Source organism: Frankia sp. Allo2 (assembly GCF_000733325.1).
In the GTDB taxonomy this organism is placed as follows: domain Bacteria; phylum Actinomycetota; class Actinomycetes; order Frankiales; family Frankiaceae; genus Frankia; species Frankia casuarinae.
In genome coordinates this window covers 13609-33243 of sequence record NZ_JPHT01000017.1, presented here as the reverse complement: position 1 = coordinate 33243, position 19635 = coordinate 13609, and the positions used below count along the sequence as shown (strand labels likewise).

Sequence of the window (19635 nt, the reverse complement as noted above, 5' to 3'; positions counted from 1 at the left end):
CACGCAGCCGGTCATCCTCCGCTCGCAACCACGAGGTCAGGCCGCATTGGATGGAGTAGAGCTGGAGTACCAGCGGCTGTACCTGCCGCCGGGTACGGACCGCCGGGCAGCCGTCCAGATCCTCACGATGCACGCCGAGTTCGGCCACTGGGAGCTCGAACGCCTACGNCTGTTCCCGGATGGCTCCCGGCGGGTAGTGCTGCGCCGCCGTCGGCGCCCCGGCGGCCTGCCCGGCTATCTGCCCACCTGACAGCCGCCCACCTGGCAGCGGACCTGGGAGGGCGTGCGCACCTCGACCACGTCCGGAGCTATCCCCCGGGTCTGCAGATGCCGTCCCGACAACGCCCATCCGGCCGGCACCTCGGCTCCAGTTGCGCCGGCTCCAGTTGCGCCGGCTCCAGTTGCGCCGGCTCCAGTTGCGCCGGCTCCAGTTGCGCCGGCTCCGGCGTCGCCGGTATCCGCCTTCCGGGACCGCTCCACCGTCCAGACGTCGACCCGGAACCAGTGATCGCTCCAATGGGCGCTGTCATCGGCCCGCAGCTGCACAAACCGGCGACGCAGAACCTGCCGGGCGACCTCCAGCGCGGACAACACGCTGACCTCGATGCCCCCGGACGGCTCGGCCCGATCGGCGATCCATACGCTGCCGTCCCGGCTGACCTGCACGAGATAGGCGTAGGTGGCCCGGGGATGGTCCGCGTCCGCGTCCACCGGAGCTCCGAGGCCGATGCTGGACAGCGGATCGCCAGCCATACCCCCATCATGTCATGCATCGACGATGGCTCCTACGCGGATGGTGCCCCGCGCGCGGACAGCGGCATCTCGTCAAGCCGTACCGGCAGGTTTAGGTCAGCAGATCCGTACCGGCAGGTCCGTACCGGCAGGTCCGGNCAGCAGGNGNGCAGGAAGCGGTCGAGGACGCGGACGCCGAAGCGCAGCGAGTCGAGCGGCACCCGTTCGTCCACCCCGTGGAACATGCCGGAGAAGTCCAGGTCGGGCGGCAGCAGCAACGGGGAGAACCCGAAGCAGCGGATGCCGAGCCGGGAGAAGGACTTCGCGTCCGTGCCGCCGGAGAGCATGTAGGGCACGGCCCGGGCAATCGGGTCCTCGGCGCGCAGCGACGCGGCCATCGCCTCCACCAGCGCGCCGTCGAAGCTGGTCTCCAACGCCTGGTCGTGGACGACCCATTCGCGACGGATGTCCGGCCCGAGGATCTCGTCGAGCTGGCGGATGAACTCCTCCTCCTGACCGGGCAGATAGCGACCATCGACGTAGGCGGTGGCCTCGCCCGGGATCACGTTGACCTTGTGACCGGCCTCGAGCTGGGTCGGGTTGGCGGTGTTACGCAACGTGGCACCGATCATCCGGGCGATCGGGCCGAGCTTCGCGACGGTCGCCTCCAGGTCGTCCAGGTCGAACTCGATGCCGAGCGCCTCCCCGAGGGAGTTCAGGAACACCCGGACCGTCGGGGTCATGACCAGCGGGAAGGTGTGCCGGCCGAGCCTCGCCACCGCCTCGCACAGCGCCGTCACCGCGTTGTCATCGCTGATCATCGAACCGTGGCCGGCCCGGCCGGCAGCGGTCAGCTTCATCCAGGCGATGCCCTTCTCCGCCGTCTCGATGAGGTAAAGGCGCAGGTCGTCGGAGACGGTGTAGGAGAACCCACCGACTTCGCTGATCGCCTCGGAGCAGTCGGCAAACAGGTCGGGATGGTTCTCGACGAGCCAGCGCGCCCCGAGGACGCCGCCGGCCTCCTCGTCCGCGACGAAGGCGACGACGAGGTCCCGGGGTGGCCTGCGGCCGGTGCGGACGATGTCGCGGATGACCGCGAGGGTCATCGCGTCCATGTCCTTCATGTCCACCGCGCCCCGACCCCACAGGCAGCCGTCGGCCTCCTCGCCAGCGAACGGCGGCAGGCGCCACTCGCTGGCATCCGCCGGCACCACGTCGAGATGACCGTGGACGAGCAGCGGCGCACGCGAGGGATCCGCCCCCTCCACCCGGGTCACCACGCTGGTGCGGCCCGGGGCCGACTCCAGCAGGGTCGGCTCAAGGCCCACCTCCGCGAGCTTCGCCGCGACGTACTCCGCGATCGGGCGCTCGTTGCCGTCGCCGTTGCCGCGGTTGACCGACTCGAAGCGGAGCATCTCCCGACAGAGCTCGACCACCTCGCCCTCCGCGGAGGGGGCGGTCACCGGCAGGCGCAGGCCACCGGTGCGGTCGGGGGGGGTCGTGGACGCACTCGCCATGCCGCCTAGTCTGCCCCGTCGGGGGTGCAGCCGCCGGGGCGACCGTCTCCTGGGGCATCGACAGCTGCGCGGAACTTGAGGCGATCGNCCCCCGGCTGNGGTGCGTGACCGCCATAAGCGCTTTCGACCTTGACAGGTCCGGGACGCCCCCGGCGGGCTATCGTGTGATGGCCGCGGTGGCGACGCTGGTCCCCGTCCTGCGACGGATGGCAGCCTTCCACCGGAAGGATGTCAAAGGATGTCAGCGGCGCCGTAGCCGGCGTAGTCGAGCAGGTCGTAGAGCTCCGCGCGGGTCTGCATCGCCGGGACCAGGTCGGCCTGGGTGCCCTCGGCGGCGAGCGTCGCGAGCCCCCGGATGATCGCGCCCATCGCCACGCGCAGCGTCGTCACCGGATAGATGACGGCATTGACCCCGAGGTCCGTCAGCTGCGCCGCGGTGAGCAGCGGCGACTTCCCGAACTCGGTCATGTTCGCGAGGATCGGCACGTCGACGGCGGCCCGGAACGCCGCGAACGACCGCTCGTCGGCGAGCGCCTCCGGGAAGATCATGTCAGCGCCGGCGTCAACGTAGGCACGGGCCCGGTCAATCGCCGCGGTCAGCCCCTCCACGGCGACGGCGTCGGTGCGGGCGCAGAGCACGAAGGCGTCGTCGCGGCGGGCCGCCACCGCGGCGCGCAGGCGGCGCACCATCTCGTCGCGCCCGACGACCGCCTTGTCGTCCAGGTGGCCGCAGCGCTTCGGGTTGACCTGGTCCTCCAGGTGACAGCCGGCGAGCCCGGCGTCCTCGAGCAGCCCGATCGTGCGGTGCACGTTCAGCGGCTCACCGAATCCCGTGTCGGCGTCGACGAGGGTCGGCAGGTCGGTGACCCGGGCGATCTGCCCGGCACTCGCGGCGACCTCGGTCAGCGTCGTCAGCCCGACGTCGGGCAGTCCCAGCGCCGCGGACAGCGCCGCCCCCGAGACGTAGACGCCGTCGAAACCGGTCCGTTCGATGCTCATCGCGACCAGCGGGACGAACGCGCCCGGCCAGCGTTGCAGGCGGCCGGAGGCGAGACCCGCCCGCAGCATCCGCCGCTTGTCCGCGACGGGCCGGCCGGCCGGCACCATCATGCGAAGACCCCCCTCGTCCCGCCCGTTTCCAGGGCGAGCGCGTCGGCGACGAGGGTCAGCCCGGCGAGCTCGGCCGGGGTCAGGGTGTCGAGCCGGCCGACCAGGTCGAGGAACCGGTCCTGTTCGGCGGCCGACACGACCCCCTCGGCGAGCGTACGCAGCTTGGCGACGTAGTCCGCACGCCGGAACGGCCGGGCCCCGGCCGGATGCGCGTCGGCGACGGCGATCTCGTCCACGATCGACGTCCCGTCAACGAGCGTGACCTCCACCCGCCCGCCGAAGGCCCGCTCGGCCGGGTCGGTCGCGTGGTAACGGCGGGTCCACTGCGGATCCTCCACCGTGCGGATCCGGTGCCACAGCGCGACGGTGTCGGGCCGGGCGGCCCGTTCGGGGGCGTAGGAACGTTCGTGGTGCCACGTCCCGTCCTGCAGCGCCACCGCGAAGATATACATGATCGAATGGTCGAGCGTCTCCCGGCTCGCGGTCGGATCGGCCTTCTGCGGATCCCCGGCGCCGGTGCCGATCACGTGATGCGTGTGATGGCTGGTGTGGATGACGATCTGGCGGATCGCCGCGACGTCGACCTCGAAGGAGGCTTCGGAGGAGGCNGTGGACGAGCCGGCCCCGAGAGACGAGCCGGCCCCGAGAGACGAGCCGGTCCCGGGCAGCCGGGTACGCAGCCGGCGGGCCAGGTCGATCAGCGCCTGGCTCTGGTACTCGGCGGAGTGCTCCTTGGGATAGGTGGCGAGGATGCCCCGACGGGGCTCGCCGGGTTCCGGCAGCGCCACCCGGTACACCGCGTCCGGGCCGCCGAGCAGCCAGGCGACGACCCCGTCCTCCCCCTCGTAGATCGGCGCCGGCGAGGTCTGGCCGCGCATCGCCCGGTCGACCGCCTCCACCGCCGTCTTGCCGGCGAAGGCCGGGGCGTACGCCTTCCAGGTGGAGATCTCGCCCTTGCGGGCCTGACGGGTGGTCGTCGTCGTGTGCAACGCCTGGCCGACGGCCTGGTAGATCGGCTCGGGGGGCAGGCCGAGCAGGGCACCGATCCCGGCGACGGCGGAGGGGCCCAGGTGGGCGATGTGGTCGATGCGGTGTTCGTGCAGGCAGATGCCGGTCACCAGGTCGACCTGGATCTCGTACGCGGTGGCGATCCCGTGGACCAGCTCGGCGCCGCCGCGGCCGGTGTGCTGCGCGACGGCGAGCACCGGGGGGATGTTGTCGCCCGGATGGGAGTAGTCCGCGGCCAGGTAGGTGTCGTGGAAGTCCAGTTCCCGCACGGCGACGCCGTTCGCCCAGGCCGCCCACTCCGGCGACACCCGTACTGCCCGCTCGACGCCGACGACCGTCGCTCCCGGGGTGTACGGATGGGCGAGCGCCTGGTCGCGGGCCGCGACGACCGGGCCGCGGGTCAGCGCCGCCGCGGCGACCGCCGCGTTGTCGATGATTCGGTTGCCGATCATCTCGACGACCTCCGGCGGCACCGGCACCCGCTCGGCGGCGACCTCGGCGATCTTCCAGGCAAGCTGGTCACGCCGGGGCGGCGCCTCGACGGACCGGCGGGCGCGCACCTCGTGCAGCTTCATCGGACATTCCCCCTGCCGTCTCCACGGTTCTCACCGGCCACTTTCCTCACGGCGGCGGAGCAGGTAGGTATCCATGATCCAGCCTTTACGCTCGCGGGCCTCGGCGCGGGTCCGCTCGATCAGCCCGCCGACCTCGGCGACCGGACCGTGCAGCAGGACCTCCTCCGGGGTGCCGAGGTAGGCGCCCCAGTAGATGTCGACGTCGTCGGCCGGNAGGGTCAGGAAGGTGTTCTCGGCATCGAGCATGACGACGACGTCGTCGACCCCCGGCGGGAATCCGGCGGCGAGCCGGCGACCGGTCGTGATCTCGACCGGGCCGCCGATCCGGTTCAGGATCAGCCGGTGGCGGGCGGCGAGCGCCTGCACGCTGGTGATCCCCGGGATCACCTCGTAGTCGAACCGCACCACGCCCCGCGCCACGATCCGGTCGATGATGCGCAGCGTGCTGTCGTACAGCGACGGATCACCCCAGACCAGGAACGCCCCGCAGCCATCCTCGCCCAGCTCGTCGAGCATCATCCGCTCGTACAGTGCGGCCCGGCGGGAATGCCAGTCCTCGACGGCGGCGGTGTAGTCCGTCGAGGACCGGTCGCGGCTCGGGTCACGGGCCTCGACGATCCGGTAGCCGTTCCCCTCGACGTGCCGGTCGAGGATCTCCCGCCGCAGCCGGACCAGGTCCTCCTTCGCCGCCCCCTTGTCCAGGACGAAGAAGACGTCGGCCCGATTCAGCGCCTTGACGGCCTGGATCGTCAGCTGGTCGGGGTCGCCGGCACCGATGCCAATGACGAGGATCGTGCGCATCTCAGCGCGGATCGGACCCGGCCGGGCNCNCCNAANCCGGGCCCGCCGAATCCGGGCCCGCCGAATCCGCCAGGCCCGGGGCGACGTCCACCCCTGGGACGATCTTGCCGGGGTTGAGGTTGCGGCCCGGGTCGATGCCGTCGAACAGCGCCGTGAGCAGGCGCACGCCGGCTGGTGAGATGTCGTCGGCGAGCCAGCGCGCGTGCTCGACGCCGACCGCGTGGTGGTGGGACAGGGTGCCGGCATGCTCGATGAAGCCCTGCTGGATCGCGGACTTCACCGTGTCGTACCCGTCGATCGCCTCCAGCGTCACCGGGGAGGCATAGGCGAACGTGAAGTACAGGCAGGCCCCGGAGTGGTACGAGTGCGACAGGNGGCACATGATCCAACCGGTCACACCGATCTCGGCGAACGCCTTGTTCGCCCGCGCGACCACCCCCCGGTACAGCGGGCCGAGCTGCGACCAGGACGTCGACGTCTCCGACACGTCGGCCATCGCGCCCTGACCGAGCAGGAAGTCCCGGATGTACGGGGTGTCGAACTTCTTCTGGTCGTAGAGCTGCCCCGGGCCGGTGCCGACACAGATCCCGCCCCGGCGCGCGACGATCGCCCCGACCAGCTTGCGCTGGGCCTTGACGTGCGCGGGTGAACCCTCGAAGCCGATGAACGACAGGCACATCTGGTCGAGGTCGTACCTGCGGACCCGGCGCAGGTACTGCTTCATACCGGCCGAGACGAGACTTGAGGCCAGGGAGCCGCGCTTGCGGGTAGCGAAGGAGAACCGCGTCTCGTTGGCGTCGGAGACCCGGGTGACCGTCGGCGCGGCCTCGCTCGCGGCGATCTCCCGCATGGCCAGCAGTGCCGCGTCCCAGGTCGGGAAGAAGTAGCCGAGGATCACGCGCTGCTCGGGCACTCGATGCACCTGCACCGTGGCCTCGGTGATGATCCCGAGCCGCCCCTCGCTGCCGAGGATCATCTCCCGCACGCTGGGGCCGGTCGACTGGCTGGGCACGGGCCGGGTGACGAGTACCCCGGCGGGGGTCACGACCCGCACCGCCCTGGTAATCTCCGCGATGTCGCCGTACTTGTCGGACTGCATGCCCGACGAGCGGGTGGCGATCCAGCCGCCGAGGGTGGAGTGGGCGAAGCTGTCCGGGAAGTGGCCGAGCGTCCAGCCCTGCGCGGCCAGCTGCTCCTCCAGACCCGGGCCGAGGGCACCGGCCTGTACGCGGGCGAGGCGGGCGTCGGCGTCGATCTCCAGCACCCGGTCGAGCCGGCCGAGGTCGACGGAGATCACCGGGCGGGTCTCGGTGCGCGGCGCCTCGAGACTGCCGGAGATGTTGGTGCCGCCGCCGAACGGGATGACGACCGCGTCCGCGGCCAGCGCCGCGGCCAGCACCGCCCGGACCGCCTCCTCGTCTCCCGGGTAGACGACGACGTCGGGCAGTCGGCCGAGGTCGTGGTTACGAACCCGGACGAGGTCACGCAGGCTCTTGCCGTAGGCGTGCACGACCCGCGCCTGTGCGTCGGTGGTGACGTGCTCCGCGCCGGCGGCGTCGACAAGCGCGGCGCGCAGCGGCTCCGGCAGCACGGGGTCCGCGATCGTCAGGTCCGCGAAGGCCGGTGGCTGGGCCGGCAGGCGGGTGATGTCGAGCCCGATGTGCGTACGGATGAACGGCGCGAGGTCGGGCTTGTCACTGGGGCTGAAGGAGACACTCTCCTTGCCCCAGCCCCACCACTTCATGTGCGTGACCAACGATGGCTCCTCGACGGGGACGGACAGCGGACGACGGCTCGGGGGGACGACGGCTCGGGGGGAGGGCGGCGGACCGCTCAGGTGCCGGCGAGACGTTCGACGACCGGCGCCATGGCGGTCAACGCGTCCAGGGAGACCCCGATCGTGCTGAGGCCGAAGCGCTCGCGGCGCTCGACGAGGTCGTCGACGATCTCGTCGACCGACCCGCACAGCGCGTGCGGGGTCGCGAGCGCCTGTTCGGAGGTGAGCCCGAACCCGGCGGCCAACTGCTCGGCGACCTGGGTGCGGTTGTCGGTGACGACGACGAGGTGGACGCGGACCTGAAGGGTGAGATCGTCCCAACGGGCGCCGGCGGCCTCCCGGATCCAGCGGACCTTCTCCTCGGTCGCCGCCGTCGTCGCGTTGGCGCCGAGCGAGGCGTCGATCNCCCCGCCGGCCATGTTCATGTTCAGCCCGATGATGTCGGCCTCACGGGCGGCGAGGGTCAGCAGCCGGCGCCCGCCACCACCGATCACGATCGGCGGGTGGGGCCGCTGCACCGGCTTCGGCGTCCCGTTCAGGCCGGCGACCTGGTAGTGGGTGCCGCTGTAGGTGAACGGTCCGTCGGCGAACATCCCCTTGATGACGGCGAGGGACTCGGCGAGCCGGCCGATGCGCACCCCCGGCGGATCGAGCGGCAGACCGGCTCGGGAGTAGTCGGAGGTCATCCAGCCGGCGCCGAGGCCGAGTTCGAACCGTCCGCCGGACAGCGCGTCGAGGGTCGCCGCCTCCTTGGCCAGCACCACCGGATGGCGGTAGTCGTTACTGAACACCATCGCGCCGATCCGCAGCGTCGTCGTCGCGTCGGCCGCGGCCATCAGCGCCGCGATCGGCGCGACCTGCTCGTCGAGATGGTCGGAGACGGTCAACGTCGCGTAGCCGAGATCCTCGACCCGGTGGGCGAGGTCGGCCCATGACCGGGCGCTCACCTCGGCGGGGGAGGAACACTGGATGTTGAACCGGAACGGCCGTTTGTACGGCCCGCCGGAGACCTCGGTCACCGCAGCCACTCCTCCACTCACCGGGGCATCTCCAGGATGGGACACATCGAGGACGGGGCGCCTCGAAGACGGGACACCTCGAAGACGGGCACTCGCCGGTGGCATCCTCGAGGACGAGGCGGATACCAAGATAGCCCGTCGGGCGACCGGCGGCCGTCCCCGGCGCGACCCGACCGGCGCGACCCGACCGTCGTCAGACCGTCACCGGACCGACCCGATCGGCCCTAACCGTCACCGGACCGACCCGGCTGACCGGCGCAGCGACCGCAGGTACTCGCCGGCCGCCCGTGCCTGCTCCGGGGTCGGCGGCGGCTCGCGCAGTGCCTGGACGGCGGCACGGCGCGCCTCCCCGGTCAGCCGGTCGACGTAGAGGATCCCGTCGAGATGGTCGACCTCGTGCTGGAAGCAGCGCGCAAGCAGGCCCTCGCCGGCGTACTCGACCGGCTGCCCCGTAACGTCCACCCCGCGGACCCGCGCGGCCAGCGCCCGCGTGGTCGGGAAGTGCAGCCCCGGGACGGACAGGCATCCCTCCGGGCCGTGCTGCTGGGTCTCCCCGGACCGCTGGGTCTCCCCGGACCGCTGGGTCTCCCCGGACCGCTGGGTCTCCCCGGACCGCTGGGTCTCCCCGGACCGCTGGGTCTCCCCGGACCGCTGGATCCCGCCAGGCCGCTGGGTCTCCCCGGGCTGCCCCGGGTCCGGGCCGAGTTCCAGCACCGGGTTCACCACCACCCGCGGCACCCGTGGTACCGACTCGTCACGCGGGTCGTAGTCGACGTCGAAGACGAACAGGCGCAGCCCGACCCCGATCTGCGGGGCGGCAAGCCCCACCCCGGGCGCGTCGTACATGGTGTCGATCATGTCGGTGACCAGCCGACCGAGCGCAGTGTCGAACTCCGTGACCAGCGTGGTCGGAGTGCGCAGAACGGGATCACCAACGGTGCGGATCGGGAGCACGGTCATGCGGGATACTGTGCCACGTGAATCGTGAAGGACACCTGGATCGTGAAGGACAGTCAGACGGATCGTGACGGCCGGCGTGGCGATCCGTCCGCCGCCGGGATCGCCGCGTTGCGCGCCCGCGGGGAGCGGGTTACCCCGGCCCGCCGGGCGGTGCTCCAGGTACTCGCCGGCACGAGCGAGCACCTGTCCGTTGACGACGTCTTCGCCCGGGCGGAGACGATCGTCCCGGGCATGCACCGCACCACCGTCTATCGCGCGGTGGAGACCCTCGGCGACCTCGGCCTGGTCACCCACGTCCACCCCGACCACGGGCCGGCCGTCTACCACCTGGCGGCGGCCCTCACCGGCGGCGCCCACCTGCACGTCCGGTGCCGCTCCTGCGGCACGATCCTCGACGTGCCCGCGGACCTGCTCGACGACGTCGCGCGTCGGCTCGCCACCACCGTCGGGTTCACCCTGCAGCCCGACCACGCCGCCCTTGCCGGTCGGTGCCGCGCCTGTTCGGTGACGTCCCCGTCCGTGGACGGGGACCTCGCACCCGCATGACGAGGGTCCGCACCCGCATGACGAGGGTCCGCGCCGGCGCGGCGAGGACCGCGCGCCGGCGTAATCTCGCAGGTACCGACTATCGCGAGGAGGCTGCGGGGATGCCGCCGGAGCAGGGCCCGGTCGTGCTGGGCATCGAGACGTCCTGCGACGAGACCGGGGTGGGGCTCGTCCGGAACGGCACGCTGCTGGGCGAGGCCCTGTCGACGAGCATGGACCAGCACGCCCGCTACGGCGGGGNGGTCCCCGAGATCGCCGCCCGGGCCCACGTGCAGGCGCTGGTGCCCTGCGTGCGCGCGGCGCTGTCCTCGGCGGGGCTGTTCGTGGCGGACATCGGCGCCGTCGCGGTCACCGCCGGCCCCGGCCTCGCCACCGCCCTGCACGTCGGGGTGGCCGCGGCGAAGGCGTACGCCACGGCGCTCGATGTTCCCCTCTACGGCGTGCACCATCTCGCCGGTCACCTCGCCGCGGACCTCGTCGACGGCGAACCGCTACCCGATCCCCTCATCGCCCTGATCGTCTCCGGCGGGCACACGTCGCTGCTGCGGGTGGGGGACCTCGCTCGCGACCCGATCACCCACCTCGGCGACACGCTTGACGACGCGGCCGGGGAGTGCTTCGACAAGGTCGCCCGGGTGCTCGGCCTGCCCTATCCGGGCGGTCCCGCGGTCGACCGAGCCGCGGTCGGCCACGATGCGACGGCGCTGGCCTTCCCCCGGCCGCTGACCGGCCGGGCGGACGCGCCCTACACCTTCTCGTTCTCGGGGCTGAAGACCGCCGTCGCCCGATGGGTCGAGTCGCATCCCGACTCCCCCGTACCGGCCGGCGATGTGATCGCATCCTTCCAGGAGGCAGTCGTCGACGTGCTCACCGCCAAGGCGGTCCGTGCCTGCCTCGACCACGGGATCGGTGACCTGCTCATCGTCGGCGGGGTCGCGGCGAACAGCCGGCTGCGGGCGCTGGCGGCCAGCCGCTGCGAGCAGACCGGCATCCGGCTGCGGATACCGGCCCGCCGGCGGTGCACGGACAACGGCGTGATGATCGCGGCGTTGGGTGACCTGCTCGTCCGCGCCGGCGCCGAGCCCNCCCCCGCCGAGCTCACCGCCATGCCGGGCGCGTTCCTCGAACGGGCCCAGCTCGGCACCGCGCTGCCGGCCCTGCACGCCGCGTGAGCACCGGCGGGCCCCTCGAACGGGAGAAGCGCGACGATGCACCTCGGACATGAGGAGTTCCAGAGAACTGACGGGCGGGCCAGCACGGGGCCAGCTGACGCGGGGCCAGCCGGCGCCGGGCGGGCGCCGCGGATCGGGGTCGGCGGCCCGGTGGGCAGCGGTAAGACGGCCCTGGTCGCCGCGCTGTGCCGGGCCCTGTCGTCGAGCCTGCGCATCGGGGTGGTGACGAACGACATCTACACCACCGAGGACGCCGACTTCCTGCGCCNGGCCGGCGTGCTCGATCCCGAGCGGATCCGCGCGGTCGAGACCGGCTGCTGCCCGCACACCGCGATTCGCGACGACATCACCGCGAACCTTGACATGGTCGAGGACCTGGAGGCCGACACCGGCCCCCTGGACCTGGTCCTCGTCGAGTCCGGTGGTGACAATCTCACCGCGACGTTCAGCTACGGGCTAATCGACCGGCAGATCTTCGTCGTCGACGTCGCCGGGGGCGACAAGGTGCCCCGCAAGGGCGGACCGGGGGTGACCGGCAGCGACCTGCTGGTCATCAACAAGACCGATCTGGCCCCCCTGGTGGGCGCCGACCTCGACGTCATGGCCCGGGACGCGACCGCGGCCCGCGGTGCCCGTCCGGTGGTGTTCACCTCGCTCACCGCCGACCCCACGGCCGCGGACGTGACCGCCTGGGTACGGGCCCAGCTCGCCGAACTGTCCCCGCGCGGCGGTTCCTACGATGCGTCCGATGCGTCTAATGCGTCGCAACCTTTAAATAGGATGTGAGAGCGTCGTAGCGGTGAGGGGTTTCATGGCGGTGAGGGGNTCCAGGGGNCCGGTGCCGGGCGNCGGAGGNCCGCCCCTGGTGGGATACACCCTGCGCTACCTGCATGACCCTGCCCAGCACTGGCGGCAGCGCTACGACCGGTATGGCCCGGTGTCATGGGAGCGGACCTTCGGGCTGCGGGTGGTGAGCCTGCTCGGCCCGGACGCCACCGGCTTGGCGCTGCGCAACCATGAGCAGGCATTCGCGAACGGCCCGGGGCAGCAACGGATAGCCGGACCGTTCTTTCGGCGCGGATTGAGCATGCTCGACTTCGACGAGCACCGCCACCACCGTCGGATCCTCGCCGGCGCGTTCGCCCCGNACAGACTGCGCGGCTATCTCGCCGGGATGAACCCGTCCATCGAACGGGGCGTCGCGGGGTGGCGGCCGGGCGCGAGGTTCCAGGTTTATCCCGCGGTCAAACAGCTCACCCTCGAACTGGCGACCCGGATCTTCATGGGTGAACGGCTGGGACCGGAAGCCGACCGGTTCAACGCCGCGCTGTTCGCCTGCATCCGCGCGCCGGGCGCGGTGGTCCGCGTGCCGGCACCCGGGCTACGTTGGTCGCGTGGCTTGGCCGGGCGCCGGTACCTGGAGGAGTTCCTGCGGCTGCGGGTGCCCGCGAAACGAGCCGGGAGCGGCACCGACATGTTCAGCCGGCTCTGCCACGCCGAGGCCGAGGACGGCAGCAGGCTGAGCGACGACGACGTCGTCAACCACATGATCCTGATGATGGTGGCCGCGCACGACACGTCCACGATCACGATGACCAGCATGAGCTACTATTTGGCACGGCATCCGGAGTGGCAGCAGCGGTGCCGCGAGGAGTCGCTCGCCCTCGGCACGCCAGCGGTGGACCATGCCGACCTCGATCGGCTGCCGTCACTCGCTCTGGTCATGAAGGAGGCGCTGCGCCTGGTCACGCCGGTGCCGATCCTCCTGCGCGCCACAGTGAAAGACATCGACGTGCTCGGCGTCACGGTGCCCGCCGGTACCGTGGCCGCCCTCGCGCTCGCCTTCACCCACCAGATGCCGGAGTACTGGCCGAGCCCGGAACGGTTCGACCCGGAGCGGTTCGCGGACCACCGTCGCGAGGACAAGGTACATCCCTACGCCTGGCAACCGTTCGGTGGCGGGCCACATACCTGCATCGGTCTGCACTTCGCCGGTCAGCAGGTGAAGGCGATCCTGCACCAGATGCTGCTGCGGTACCGGTGGAGCCTGGCACCGGGCTACCGGATCTCATTAGACCGTTTCCCGCTGCCTGTTCCACGGGACGGGCTACCGGTCCAGCTGGAAAAGATCACCTGACCACCTGACCGACCGGCAGACCTACCGGTGCGGCCGCGGCTCGATAGAGGAGTTCGACATCCACCGCGAGATCGGCCGCCACCTGAGCTTCGGCTACGGCATCCACCACTGCCTCGGCGCCGCACTGGCCCGCATCGAGGGCAAGGTGGCCCTGGACGAGGTCCTCACCCGCTTCCTCGACTGGGAAATCGCCTGGGACAACGCCGTCCAAGCCCGTACCTCCACGGTCCGCGGCTGGGCATCGATGCCCGTGCGTGTCTCGTAGCGTCCCGTAAGGCCCGTAAGGCCCGGCGGCCAGCCCCGCTGCCCGCGTGGTGTCCCCGGCCCCGCCTCACCGGCATCGAAAGTCCGTTCCCGTGCGGCTGGGTCCGGCACCCTCCGTCGAGGACAGGGGGCCGACAGCGTGCGTTGGCTTCGGTCCTGGCGCGGAGGCCGGGCCGGGCGAGTGCGTGTCAGGAGAGCTTCGAGGGCCACCAGATCTTCGGACCGAGGTCATGGCTCAGCGCCGGCACGAGGACCGAGCGGACCAGAACCGTGTCCAGCAGCACCCCGAAGGCCACCGAGAAACCCACCTGGGCCAGGAAGACCAGCGGGAGGACGCCGAGCACGGCGAACGTCCCGGCGAGGACGATCCCGGCCGAGGTGATGACCCCGCCCGTGACCGCGAGGCCGCGCACGATGCCGCTACGGGTGCCGTGGATGAGGGTCTCCTCCCGGACCCTGGTCATCAGGAAGATGTTGTAGTCGATCCCCAGGGCGACGAGGAAGATGAACGCAAACAGCGGGAAGCCGGGATCCGCGTTGGCGAACCCGAAGACGTGGTTGAACACCACCGCGCTCACGCCCAGCGTCGCGGCAAACGAGAGCACCACCGTCGCGATCAGGAGGACCGGGGCGAGCAGCGCCCGCAACAGGACGCCGAGCACGAGGAGGATGACGACCAGCACGATCGGGATGATCAGGTTGCGATCGTGGCGCGAGGCGTTCTGGGTGTCGAGATTGATCGCCGACTGGCCACCGACCAGGGCGTTCGCCCCGGGCACCTCCCGGACGACCCGTCGGATCGCAGTGATCGTGTTGTAAGCCTCGGCGGTGTCATAACGGTGGACGATGGCGGCGTCGATGGCGATTCGACCGTCAACCGGGGCGACCTGGACCGACTTCGGGGCGCATCCGTCGGAACCCCTCGCCGCCGGACGCCCACCGGACGCCAACCGGGCGGCGAGTTTGGCGTAGTCGACCTCCACGCAGACCGAGCCGGGAGCGGTGGCGACGCCGTCGACCTTCCGGACGGCGGCGATGACGTCCGCGGCGGCAACGGTGTTGGTGATGATGACGGCCGGGGCGCCCTGCCCCTGGCTGAAGTTGGCGTCGAAGATCTCCTGGCCGACGATCGCCTCCGGCCGCCCCGTCAGGCTGTCCGTCGTCGACAGGCCGTCGACCTTCAGGGTGACGATCAGGGACGAGCAGGCCAGCAACACGACCGTCGTGACGATCCAGGCCCACCGGGCCCGGCGGACGAGGCCTCCGGCGAAGCGTGCCCAGAGACCGTGACCGGCGAGGTCGGCCTGGTGATCGACGCGGGGAATGCGAGGCCAGAAGATCCAGCGCCCGGCGATCACCAGGAACACCGGCAGGAAGATCAGCATGATCAGGGCTGTGCAGGCGATGCCGATCGCCGCCACCGGCCCGAGGCTGCGGGTGGAGTTCAGTTCCCCGAGGCTCAGGCAGAGCAGGCCGAGGATCACCGTTACCGCCGAGGCGGTAATCGCCGGAGCGGCGCCCCGCCAGGCCACGATCATCGCCTGGATCCGGCTGGGGTAGGCGTGCAGCTCCTCCCGATAGCGGCTCACCAGCAGCAGCGCGTAGTCGGTGCCGGCGCCGATGACCAGCACCGACAGGATGCCCTGGCCCTGTCCGTTGAGGGTGAGGACGTTGTTCTTGGCCAACGGATAGATAATCAGCGCCGAGACGCCGAGCGCGAGCACCGCGCTGAACAGCGGGAAGAACCACAACACCGGGCTGCGATAGACGAGCAGCAGGATGCCCACGACGACGAGGCCCGCGGCGAGCAGCAACAGCCCGTCGAGGCCGGAGAATGCCTCGATGAAGGCGACGAGCAGACCCCCCGGCCCGGCCGGGTGCACGGCGAGACCGGCCGGTGCCCCGTCGCGGGCGGCCGCGACGACGGCCTTCTCGACGTCGACGAGCTCATCACCCTTGACCTCGCGGCCGCCGTCCTGGGCGACGAGCGGCACGGCCACGGCGGCCACAGCGCCGTTGCGGGCGAACTGGGGCGGCCCGAGCTGGCCGGCGTCCACCCCGTGAATCCCGGCGAAGGACCTCACGTCGGCGGTGATCTTGGCTTTGTCCTGCGCGGTCAGCCCGCCCTGGCGGTCGTAGACGACGAAGCCGGGAATCGTCCGCACGGAGCGAAACTGCCGCGACGCGGTGTCGACCTTGGTCGACTCGGCCGAGTTCGGGAGGTAGGCGGCATTGTCGTTCTTCTGGACCTCACCGAGCTTGCCCTGGTAGGACCCGCCGACGCCGCCGAGCAGGAGCCAGCCGACGGCCAAGACCGCGAAGACGTAGACGATGCGTGGCCGGCGGGCGCGCGCCGGACGGCCACCGGAACCGGCGGGGCCGGNAGCGGAATCCGCCAGGGTGCCGTTGCCGTCCCCGGCGACAGCCGGCCCCGGNGGGGGCGGTGCTGCTGGCGCTGGCGGGGTCTGCGCCCGTGCCACCGACCCGCCGCTGTCCCTGACCTCGGACTCGTCCCCGCTGGTCATGCCCGTCTCCCCACGCCGAACGCACATCCTGCCCAACGATGGCGATTCTGGCGCATGCCACCGACAGAACTCGTAGGCCCCACCGGCCGGCTGGCGAAGAACCGATGAAAACCTTCACGTCAGGGATGTGACCCGCAAGCCCGGGGTGACTCGGTGCGGTAAGCGGCTCGCGATGACCGTCAGCCCGGACCGTCAGCCCGGACCGTCAGCCCGGACCGTCAGCCCGGACCGTCCGTCCCGGTGGCGGCCTGCGCAGCGAGCAGGGTGTTGCGCAGCAGCATCGCGATCGTCATCGGCCCCACCCCGCCCGGCACCGGGGTCAATTTCCCGGCCACCTCGCGCACCGCCTCGAAATCCACGTCGCCACGCAGGCCCTGCGGGGTCCGGTGCATGCCGACGTCGATGACGGTGGCGCCCGGCTTCACCGCGTCGGCGCCGATGATCGCCTGCTTTCCCGCTGCGACGACGAGCACGTCGGCGCCGCGGCAGACCGCCGCCAGGTCCCGTGTACGGGAGTGACAGATCGTTAGGGTCGCGTTACGTCCCACCAGCAGCGCTGCCACCGGACGACCGACCAGCTCCGAACGACCGACGACGACCGTGGGCGTACCGGACAACTCGACGTCGTAGGAGTCCAGCAACTCGATGATCCCGGACGGTGTGCAGGGCCGCAGACCCGGCAGACCCCGGGCGAGCAGACCGACGCTNGCGGTGGTGAGCCCGTCAACGTCCTTCCCGGGTGGGATCCGGCCGACGAGCGCGGCCCCGTCCAAGCCTTCGGGCACCGGAAGCTGCAGCAGAATACCCGACACGGCCGGATCGGCGGCAAGATCATCCAAGAGCGCCGCGACCTTCTCCTGGGAGGTGTCGGCCGGCAGGTGTTGATGCAGGTCGGCCATGCCGGCCTCGACACAGGCCCGACGCTTGCCACCGACGTACACGGCGGACGCGGGGTCGTCACCCACGAGCACGGTCGCGAGGCCGGGCTGGATGCCGGTCCGGTCGCGGAACTCAGCGACCTCCCTGGCCACGTTCTCACGCACTCTGCGGGCGACGGCCTTGCCGTCGATTATCACTGCGCTCACTATCGGCCCTTCGCGTCACGGTCGTCAGATCATGTCCGGGTTCTATTCGGGTCTCCGATCCGGTCTCCAAGCCGGGTCATGCCCGGGTCAGCCAGGCGTCCGGCGCGGTCCCCCGACATCCGGCGGAGCCCGAGCGAGCACGCTACGCCAACATGGCACACAGGTGCCCGGTACCGTCATACCCACCACCGAGGGGAACCCTCGGCGCGGGAAGCACCGACGCCGGCCACATTGTCCGGCCACATTGTGGGGAGCAAGGCACGGTCCAGGGACCGCAGACCGTGCTCAGGTCCCCCCACATTCACCGGCGACGGCCGGGTGACGGCCAGCCGACGGACGGGTAACGGCCCGGTGACGGCCAGTGGCCGTCACGGGCGGGCCGCTGGAACTCCCGAATAGGCCACGGCGGCCAGCCAGAGACGAACCTCACGCGGGGTACACAGACGAACGACCCGGTGTCCGGCGTGGTGTTCGGCGATGCTGTCGGCGAGACGGTTGCGGCTGGTACTCGGATATCTCCACAGCCACGTGAGAAAAGCGAGGTCGAGCCGTTCCGGGCAGTTCGCGGCGAGGTCGGGACGGTTCCGCCCGTGCCACCGCGCCCAGCGTCGCAGTACTCGTGGGATGGTGATCCGCCGCGGCAGGTCCAGGAACACGATGAGGTCGGCGGCGGGAATGCGCAGGTCCAGCGTGCCGCCGTAGTTCCCGTCCATCACCCATGCGGGCTCGGCGACGAGGTCGGCGACGACGGACCGCCATTGCGCCGTGGGTGTCTCGACCCATCCCGGTTGCCAGAAGTACCGGTCGAGATGCACGAGCGGCAGTCCGGTCTGGCGCGCGAGCTCACGCGCCAGGGTGCTCTTGCCCGCCCCGCCGCTGCCGACGACGAGGATCCGCCGGGCGTCAGAGGGCATCGCTGCCGGCGCGGAGTCACGGCTCGTCCCGAGCGCATTCACCCGGTCAGTGTCCCACTGGTGCGCCCGGCCTGGTGGCGAAACATCGTGCTTCATCCTGACCCGACCGTCACCGCCAAGCCGATGGGGTGAGCCGCCGACGGTGCCAGCGTGTCGTTGATTGACGACGGTAGATCATGTTGCAATCCTCCGGCCTCGGAGAGTTGGCATTGCGTGATGGCTCCACGAACTCCTCCAGCCGGTCGACCGACGTCGGCCGATCACCGTCGACGGCTGACCGTGGCAGCCGGCCAGAGGAGATCATTTCGCGATGAACGATCGAAGGACATTCATCCGTGCCGCCACGGTGGCCACGACCCTCGCGCCCTGGTCGCTCGGCTACCTCGGCGCGGCCACCGCGGCGGGCGCGGCCACCGCGGCGCCGTCCTCCCCACCCGCGCCCACCCGACCCGCCGTCGTGGACATTCCATCCCCGACCGGGGCCTCCGGTCTCCTCACCGGCGGCAACACCGCAGGCCTTTTCGCGGGCTACTGGCAGACCTCATCCTCCGAGCTCAGTGGGTTCGTCTACCACGGCGGTACGGTGCGCGGCCTGCCGGGGAACAGCCGGCCGGCCGCGGTGAGCGAGGCCGGCGTGGTCGTCGGCGAGAACACCACGCGTTACAGCCGGGAGGCGTTCCGCTGGAACCGTGGCGTCTATCAGTCGCTGGGATTCCTCGGCGGCACCCCCAGTCAGGGCGGACAGTCCAGTACCGCGGTCGACGTCAGCGACACCGGATTCATCGTGGGGACCAGCACCACCAATACGGGCGAGCAGCACGCCTACCGGTGGTCGAACGGCACGATGACGGATCTGGGCACGCTTGGCGGACCGTTGAGTTCCGCCGTGGCCGTCACGGTGCAGGGAAGGGTGGTGGGTAACAGCCTCACCCGGGAGGGCGCCAGCCACGGGTTTCTCTGGTCGGCCGGCACAATATCGGATCTCGGGACCCTCGGCGGTTCCTCGACCGTCGTCGCCGACGTGAACAACGCCAGGCAGATCGTGGGGACCAGCGAGACCTCGGACGGCCATTCCCGCGCGTTCCTGTGGGACGGCGGCCGCATGACCGATCTCGGGACCCTCGGCAGTGACCTGCACAGCGAGGCGGTCGCCGTGAACAGGCTCGGTCAGGTGTTGGTGCGCAGCCTCGGATCGTCGGGTGGCGGGTTCCTGTGGATCGCGGGTCGCCGCATCCCGATCACCTCACCGCTCGGCCCGCTGGAGCTTCTCGACCTCAATGATCACGGTGTGGTGTGCGGGACGGTGCCCTCGGGTCAGGGCAGCCACGCGTTCCGCTGGTACCGCGGCCGGCTGACCGATCTGGGCACCCTCGGAGGACCGGTGAGCACGGGCAACGCCGCCACCCCGAACAACGTCGTGCTCGGTTCCGCGACCACCACGGACTCCCCGTTTCCCCATGCGGCGTTCTGGCCGAACACCGGCGCCTGACGTT

16 protein-coding genes and 2 pseudogenes are annotated in these 19635 nt (G+C 71.2%); 7 read left to right on the top strand and 11 right to left on the bottom strand.

Annotated features, from left to right (window positions below; all coding sequences use genetic code 11):
• Positions 1 to 46 precede the first annotated feature (46 nt).
• Entirely contained in the window at positions 47 to 250 is a 204-nt protein-coding gene (locus ALLO2_RS13140) for a DUF5703 family protein (RefSeq protein WP_011437049.1), read from the top strand.
• Here ALLO2_RS13140 and ALLO2_RS25635 read toward each other — a convergent pair.
• From ALLO2_RS25635 to ALLO2_RS13100, 8 genes and pseudogenes are all read right to left on the bottom strand, one after another.
• On the bottom strand, positions 235 to 753 hold the full coding sequence (locus tag ALLO2_RS25635; protein ID WP_035732394.1) for a hypothetical protein: 519 nt from the start codon (positions 751 to 753) through the stop codon (positions 235 to 237). The genes ALLO2_RS13140 and ALLO2_RS25635 overlap by 16 nt on opposite strands.
• A 32-nt stretch (positions 754 to 785) precedes the next feature.
• Complete coding sequence (locus tag ALLO2_RS13130) at positions 786 to 2249, bottom strand: M20/M25/M40 family metallo-hydrolase (protein ID WP_084588427.1); 1464 nt, start codon at positions 2247 to 2249, stop codon at positions 786 to 788.
• A gap of 231 nt (positions 2250 to 2480) precedes the next feature.
• Positions 2481 to 3359, bottom strand: a complete 879-nt coding sequence (gene prpB, locus ALLO2_RS13125) for a methylisocitrate lyase (protein WP_023841056.1) — start codon at positions 3357 to 3359, stop codon at positions 2481 to 2483.
• Positions 3356 to 4942: an MmgE/PrpD family protein gene (locus ALLO2_RS13120; protein WP_023841055.1), complete on the bottom strand. Its 1587-nt coding sequence runs from the start codon at positions 4940 to 4942 to the stop codon at positions 3356 to 3358. The genes prpB and ALLO2_RS13120 overlap by 4 nt, the downstream gene beginning before the upstream one ends.
• A 30-nt stretch (positions 4943 to 4972) precedes the next feature.
• Positions 4973 to 5743, bottom strand: a complete 771-nt coding sequence (gene cobF, locus ALLO2_RS13115) for a precorrin-6A synthase (deacetylating) (RefSeq protein ID WP_023841054.1) — start codon at positions 5741 to 5743, stop codon at positions 4973 to 4975.
• Between the two features lies 1 nt (position 5744).
• Positions 5745 to 7499 (bottom strand): annotated as a pseudogene (locus ALLO2_RS13110) (FAD-binding oxidoreductase).
• A 77-nt stretch (positions 7500 to 7576) separates the two neighbouring features.
• On the bottom strand, positions 7577 to 8539 hold the full coding sequence (locus ALLO2_RS13105; RefSeq protein ID WP_232235080.1) for an LLM class F420-dependent oxidoreductase: 963 nt from the start codon (positions 8537 to 8539) through the stop codon (positions 7577 to 7579).
• 231 nt (positions 8540 to 8770) lie between these two features.
• Entirely contained in the window at positions 8771 to 9499 is a 729-nt protein-coding gene (locus ALLO2_RS13100; protein ID WP_035732390.1) for a peptide deformylase, read from the bottom strand.
• Between the two features lie 42 nt (positions 9500 to 9541).
• Between ALLO2_RS13100 and ALLO2_RS13095 the strand changes: the two genes are divergently transcribed.
• From ALLO2_RS13095 to ALLO2_RS24515, 5 genes and pseudogenes are all read left to right on the top strand, one after another.
• Positions 9542 to 10045: a Fur family transcriptional regulator gene (locus tag ALLO2_RS13095; RefSeq protein WP_023841051.1), complete on the top strand. Its 504-nt coding sequence runs from the start codon at positions 9542 to 9544 to the stop codon at positions 10043 to 10045.
• Positions 10046 to 10146: 101 nt separating this feature from the next.
• Positions 10147 to 11217, top strand: a complete 1071-nt coding sequence (gene tsaD, locus ALLO2_RS13090; protein ID WP_035732437.1) for a tRNA (adenosine(37)-N6)-threonylcarbamoyltransferase complex transferase subunit TsaD — start codon at positions 10147 to 10149, stop codon at positions 11215 to 11217.
• Positions 11218 to 11253: 36 nt separating this feature from the next.
• Positions 11254 to 12003 (top strand): urease accessory protein UreG, encoded by a 750-nt coding sequence (ureG, locus tag ALLO2_RS13085; protein WP_035732388.1) that lies wholly within the window; start codon positions 11254 to 11256, stop codon positions 12001 to 12003.
• A gap of 25 nt (positions 12004 to 12028) precedes the next feature.
• On the top strand, positions 12029 to 13354 hold the full coding sequence (locus ALLO2_RS13080) for a cytochrome P450 (RefSeq protein WP_035732386.1): 1326 nt from the start codon (positions 12029 to 12031) through the stop codon (positions 13352 to 13354).
• Positions 13355 to 13400: 46 nt separating this feature from the next.
• Positions 13401 to 13619 (top strand): annotated as a pseudogene (locus ALLO2_RS24515) (cytochrome P450); the annotation flags it as partial.
• A 187-nt stretch (positions 13620 to 13806) separates the two neighbouring features.
• Here ALLO2_RS24515 and ALLO2_RS13075 read toward each other — a convergent pair.
• The 3 genes from ALLO2_RS13075 to ALLO2_RS13065 all read right to left on the bottom strand — a co-directional run bounded on the left by ALLO2_RS13075 (position 13807) and on the right by ALLO2_RS13065 (position 18238).
• Entirely contained in the window at positions 13807 to 16143 is a 2337-nt protein-coding gene (locus ALLO2_RS13075; protein ID WP_035732385.1) for an MMPL family transporter, read from the bottom strand.
• 218 nt (positions 16144 to 16361) lie between these two features.
• Entirely contained in the window at positions 16362 to 17228 is an 867-nt protein-coding gene (gene folD / locus ALLO2_RS13070; RefSeq protein ID WP_011437064.1) for a bifunctional methylenetetrahydrofolate dehydrogenase/methenyltetrahydrofolate cyclohydrolase FolD, read from the bottom strand.
• A 368-nt stretch (positions 17229 to 17596) separates the two neighbouring features.
• Positions 17597 to 18238 carry an adenylate kinase gene (locus ALLO2_RS13065; RefSeq protein WP_232235078.1) on the bottom strand — a complete coding sequence of 214 codons (642 nt, stop codon included), beginning with the start codon at positions 18236 to 18238 and terminating at the stop codon, positions 17597 to 17599.
• Positions 18239 to 18452: 214 nt separating this feature from the next.
• Between ALLO2_RS13065 and ALLO2_RS13060 the strand changes: the two genes are divergently transcribed.
• Positions 18453 to 19631 carry an HAF repeat-containing protein gene (locus ALLO2_RS13060; protein ID WP_023841049.1) on the top strand — a complete coding sequence of 393 codons (1179 nt, stop codon included), beginning with the start codon at positions 18453 to 18455 and terminating at the stop codon, positions 19629 to 19631.
• Positions 19632 to 19635 lie beyond the last annotated feature (4 nt).